The organism is Legionella drancourtii LLAP12, assembly GCF_000162755.2.
Taxonomy (GTDB): Bacteria; Pseudomonadota; Gammaproteobacteria; order Legionellales; family Legionellaceae; genus Legionella; species Legionella drancourtii.
Genome location: NZ_JH413837.1, coordinates 1 through 1,509 on the forward strand (window position 1 = coordinate 1; position 1,509 = coordinate 1,509).

The window sequence follows — 1,509 nt, forward strand, 5'->3', positions numbered from 1 at the left end:
TGTGTGCCACAGGCACACCAATAATATTCCAGGACAGAATATTATCTTGGTAAAGCTATAAAGAAGATGATGGTAGGCCCATCGGTATCGGTTGTCAGGAACAGGTATCAAACTACTTCAAACTGCTTTTGTTAAGAGCAGGGGTGGTGAGCGTTGAAGAAAAGCTGGGAACACTCAGCAGGTATGGATTAGAAAGACGAATATCAATGAACCATCGGTGAAGCGTCGTTAGCTTTAAACACAGTATCAAAACCAAGGGTTTAGGCTGTACTCTGGGATAAATTTGCGGGTAGACCTGAAAGCTGCGCAAGTGGTACTCGGCGTGAAGATGGCGTGAGTCTAATCTGGGCTTCTTTATGGAACTGTGGGAACCAGTCGTTTTGATGCTAAGGGAGAAATCCAAGTGACACATTCACAAGGATGAGAGTACTGATGCAAAGCACTGGGACGGAACAGCTCGTAGTAGCGAGGAAGTCACTGTAATGGTGGCGGAGCAAAGGGGCTGTGCTAAGCAGTCTAATTCAATATTCAACTGATTCGCTCAGGAGGAAATAGTTGGAAAAGACAAAACCATTTAATATTCCGAAACAACTATTTGTACAAGCCTATAAGCTTGTAAGAGCAAATGCTGGTGCGGCTGGTGTTGATAAAGAATCGCTTGAGGATTTTGCAAAAGATCTAAAGAACAATCTTTACAAGCTTTGGAATAGAATGTCATCAGGGAGTTACTTTCCTCCTGCGGTGAAAGCGGTTCCTATCCCCAGGAGGGGAAAGGATTCTTGGCATTCCCACGGTGGCAGACAGAATAGCGCAAATGGCGGTTAAGTTAGTCTTTGAGCCTTGTGTCGAACCTCATTTTCACCCTGATTCGTATGGATACAGGGCTAATAAATCAGCGTTAGATGCTGTAAGCATCACACGTAAGAGATGTTGGCAGTATAACTGGGTGTTAGAGTACGATATTCGAGGTCTGTTTGATAACATCGATCACCAACTTCTAATGAAAGCAGTCAGAAAGCATACAAATAGTGAATGGGTATTGCTCTATATAGAAAGATGGCTAGTAACGCCAATGCAACTACCAGATGGCACTCTCCAAGAGAAAATCAAAGGTGTGATGCAAGGTGGGGTTATTAGCCCAGTATTAAGCAACTTGTTTCTGCATTATGTTTTTGATTCATGGATGACACGCAATGTTCCACAGATATCATGGTGCCGTTATGCAGATGATGGGTTAGTGCACTGCAAAACAGAATCTGAAGCCCAAGAAATTCGACTCAGGTTAGAAAAACGTTTTATGGAATGTGGTTTAGAAATGCACCCTGATAAAACAAAGATTGTTTATTGCAAAGATAGTAATCGCAGATTGAAATATAAAAACATATCGTTTGATTTTCTAGGATTTACATTTAGACCTAGGGAAGCCAAGAACCAAAGAAATGGTTTGCGTTTCACAAGCTTTACTCCAGCTGTGAGTAAAACTGCGATGAAATCGATGCGAGCGAAGAT

At 42.2% G+C, this 1,509-nt stretch carries 2 protein-coding genes; both read left to right on the forward strand.

Translation table 11 applies throughout. The annotated features are described in order from the left end of the window. The first annotated feature begins 555 nt into the window (after nt 1-555). Nucleotides 556-825, forward strand: coding sequence for a hypothetical protein (locus LDG_RS20345; protein WP_006871875.1), 270 nt, complete (start codon nt 556-558; stop codon nt 823-825). After that, the coding region (locus LDG_RS13080) for a reverse transcriptase domain-containing protein (RefSeq protein ID WP_233491540.1) at nt 815-1,509 on the forward strand (695 nt) is incomplete at its 3' end. The genes LDG_RS20345 and LDG_RS13080, both read left to right, overlap by 11 nt.